Below are 3,806 nucleotides of genomic sequence, written 5' to 3'. Positions count from 1 at the left end.
CCTCCTATGCCTGGCGGCATCTGTTGACCAACCGTCTCGACGAGGACGAGGCCAGATTGCGCGCCGCCGTCCACTATCTGATTTCGGGCATTTCCAGCACTCGTTGACGGCTGGCTATGGCTGTCTGCCGCGGCAATTCCAGGAAAAGTGCGAAGCGGCGTTCCGTCCGGAATTGCGTCAAAACAAAGAGATAGAGCGGTTCAGCGTTTCCAGGAAAAGGTGAAACGCTCTGCGTGAAACAAAAAAGGGCGCCGGTCGGCGCCCTTTTCATGACTTCCATCTCGCCGGCTTACTTGCCGCTTTCGATCGTCTCGACCGCCTTCTTCAGGTTGGCGTCGGGAATCTCGACCTTGGCGTCGGCGCGCAGTTGCTTCACCAGCGCGAAATACTTGTCGCGGATGACCGCCTGCTTGGCCTGATCCTTGACCTCCTCGAAGGCAGGCGGCTGCTTGGCCCGCTTGTCCTCGAGCTTGATGACGTGCCAGCCGAACTGCGACTGCACCGGCTCCTTGGTGTATTTGCCCACTTCGAGCGCGAACGCTGCCTTGTCGAACTCCGGCACCATCTGTCCCGGTCCGAACCAGCCGAGATCGCCGCCATTGGACTTGCCGCTCGGATCGCTGGTGTGCTCGTTGGCAAGCTTCTGGAAGTCGGCGCCGCCGTCGAGCTGCTTGATGATCGCCTCGGCCTCTTCCTTGGTCTTCACGAGGATGTGACGGGCATGCACCTCGTTGACCGGTGGTGTGTTGGCGATCTCCTGGTCGTAGCGGGCGCGAATCTCGGCGTCGGTCACCTTGGCGACGACGCCCTTCTCGACCATCTCGCCATGCAGCGCCCGCTGCTGCAGGAAGGCCATGCGGCGTTGGAAGTCGGCATCCTTGTCGAGGCCGGTGGCGACCGCCTGGGCGGCCATGACACGGATCTCTATGGCCGCCGAAAGGGCGGCAGCGCGGCGCTGTTCCGGCGGCAGCTGCTGGAACTGCTGCGACAGCTCGCCTTCCGCAAGCCCAAGGTCCGCCTCGGTCAGCGGCTGGCCGTTGATCGTCGCGACCACGGTGTTCGGATCGACCGGCTTGGCGGCTGCGGCCGGGGCAGCCGGCTGGGCCGGGGCGGCTTCCTGCGCCATCACCGGCGACAGCGAAAGAGCCGACAGTCCGAATGCCAGGCCAAGGCTGGCGAGCGACGCGCGGCGGAACAATAAGGTCATCAAGATTAACTCCGGTGGGGATTGCTTGGGCTGAATGGCTTCAGATCGGCCAGATCGTGGCGGAATTTGGCGCGGTCCGCAGGACCAGCGCGGCGTTGACATCGTTTGAGCCCCCTCTTATCTGTCCAACGACTTTGCGTCCAGAACCGTTTTCCGGGCGCTTTTTGCGTTTGTCCGCGTTTCACGCGGATTTGATGGGGCCGCCCGGTGCCTGTCGCAACGAATAAGAATGCTATCGAAAGGGCCATTGGATGGTCAGTCTCGGCGGTCTCGCCCGTAAGGTTTTCGGCTCCTCCAACGATCGCCGGGTGAAGGCGACCCGGCCGCGGGTCGAGGCCATCAACGCAATGGAAAACGAGATGCGGGCGCTTTCCGACGCCGAGCTGCGCGGCCGCACGGAAAAGTTCCGCCAGGATATCGCCAACGGCGCCTCGCTCGATGATCTCCTGATCCCGGCCTTCGCCACCGTGCGCGAGGCCGCGCGCCGCGTGCTCGGCCTGCGTCCCTTCGACGTGCAGCTGATCGGCGGCATGGTGCTGCACAATGGCGGCATCGCCGAGATGCGCACCGGTGAAGGCAAGACCCTGGTCGGCACGCTGCCCGTCTATCTCAATGCGCTCGCCGGCAAGGGCGTCCACGTCGTCACCGTCAACGACTACCTCGCCACCCGCGACTCCGAATGGATGGGTCGCATCTACAAGTTCCTCGGCCTCACCGTCGGCGTCATCGTCCACGGCCTCTCCGACGAGGAGCGTCGCACCGCCTACGCCGCCGACGTCACCTACGCCACCAACAACGAGCTCGGCTTCGACTATCTGCGCGACAACATGAAATATGAGCGCGCGCAGATGGTGCAGCGCGGTCACAGCTACGCCATTGTCGACGAAGTCGATTCCATCCTGGTCGACGAGGCGCGCACGCCGCTGATCATCTCCGGTCCGCTCGAGGACCGTTCGGAGATGTACAACACCATCGACGCCTTCATGCTCAAGCTCGACCCGGCCGACTACGAGATCGACGAGAAGCAGAAGACCTCGATCTTCACCGAGGAAGGCACCGAGAAGCTCGAGAACATGCTGCGCGACGCAGGCCTTCTGAAGGGCGAGTCGCTTTACGACGTCGAGAACGTCGCCATCGTCCACCATGTCAACAATGCGCTCAAGGCGCATCGGCTGTTCCAGCGCGACAAGGACTATATCGTTCGCAACGGCGAGATCGTCATCATCGACGAATTCACCGGCCGCATGATGCCCGGCCGCCGCTATTCGGAAGGCCTGCACCAGGCGCTCGAGGCCAAGGAGCACGTGGCGATCCAGCCTGAGAACCAGACGCTGGCCTCCGTCACCTTCCAGAATTATTTCCGCCTCTACGACAAGCTCGCCGGCATGACCGGCACGGCGCTGACCGAGGCCGAGGAGTTCGCCAACATCTACAATCTCGAGGTCACCGAGATCCCGACCAACCTGCCGGTCGTGCGCAAGGATGAGGACGACGAGGTCTACCGGACCGTCGACGAGAAGTACAAGGCGATCGTCAGGGAGATCAAGGACGCGCGCGACAAGGGCCAGCCGATCCTGGTCGGCACCACTTCGATCGAGAAATCCGAGCAACTGGCCGAGCGCCTGCGCAAGGACGGCTTCAAGCATTTCGAAGTGCTGAATGCCCGCCACCACGAGCGCGAGGCCGCCATTGTCGCCCAGGCCGGCAAGCCGGGCGCCATCACCATCGCTACCAACATGGCCGGCCGCGGCACCGACATCCAGCTCGGCGGCAACGCCGAGATGCGCATCGCCGAAGAACTCGGTGACCTGCCGGAAGGTCCGGAGCGCGAAGCCAAGGAAAAGGCAATCCGCGACGACGTCGCCCGCCTGAAGGAAAAGGCGCTCGCCGCCGGCGGTCTCTACGTGCTCGCCACCGAGCGCCATGAATCGCGCCGCATCGACAATCAGCTGCGCGGCCGCTCCGGCCGCCAGGGCGACCCCGGCCGCTCGAAGTTCTTCCTGTCGCTGCAGGACGACCTGATGCGCATCTTCGGATCCGAGCGCATGGACGGCATGCTGCAGAAGCTCGGCCTCAAGGAAGACGAGGCGATCATCCATCCCTGGATCAACAAGGCGCTGGAAAAGGCGCAGAAGAAGGTCGAGGCGCGCAACTTCGACATCCGCAAGAACCTGTTGAAGTATGACGACGTCTCCAATGACCAGCGCAAGGTGGTGTTCGAGCAGCGCATCGAGCTTATGGACGGCGAAGGCCTGTCGGAGACGGTCGCCGAGATGCGCGACGGCGTCATCGAAGAGATCGTCGCCAAGAACATTCCCGAAAATGCCTATGCCGAGCAGTGGAATGTCGCCGGGCTCAAGGCCGAGGTGGCCGAATTCCTCAACCTCGACCTGCCGGTCGAGGAGTGGGCCAAGGAAGAAGGCATCGCCGAGGACGACATCCGCGAGCGCATCACCGCAGCCGCGGAGGCCGCAGCCAAGGAACGCGCCGAGCGTTTCGGCCCCGACGTGATGAGCTATGTCGAACGCTCGGTGGTGCTGCAGGCCCTGGACCACCTCTGGCGCGAGCACATCGTCAATCTCGACCATCTGCGCTCGGT

Annotated in this window: 2 protein-coding genes; one reads left to right on the top strand and one right to left on the bottom strand. The window is 63.5% G+C overall.

Annotated features, from left to right (window positions below; genetic code table 11):
• Positions 1 to 289 precede the first annotated feature (289 nt).
• A complete protein-coding gene (locus EN742_RS27585; protein WP_126058132.1) occupies positions 290 to 1,207 on the bottom strand; it encodes a peptidylprolyl isomerase in 918 nt (305 codons plus the stop codon).
• A 251-nt stretch (positions 1,208 to 1,458) separates the two neighbouring features.
• Between EN742_RS27585 and secA the strand changes: the two genes are divergently transcribed.
• Positions 1,459 to 3,806: preprotein translocase subunit SecA (gene secA, locus EN742_RS27580; RefSeq protein ID WP_128333504.1), on the top strand; the 2,348-nt coding region annotated here is incomplete at its 3' end.

The sequence above is a fragment of the Mesorhizobium sp. M4A.F.Ca.ET.020.02.1.1 genome, assembly GCF_004022645.1.
GTDB lineage: Bacteria > Pseudomonadota > Alphaproteobacteria > Rhizobiales > Rhizobiaceae > Mesorhizobium.
This window is presented reverse-complemented; position numbering and strand designations above follow the sequence as displayed.

What these genes read in the sequence shown, in the direction of transcription:
- EN742_RS27585 (WP_126058132.1), bottom strand. Translation starts at nt 1,207, where the DNA reads ATGACCTTATTGTTCCGCCGCGCGTCGCTCGCCAGCCTTGGCCTGGCA.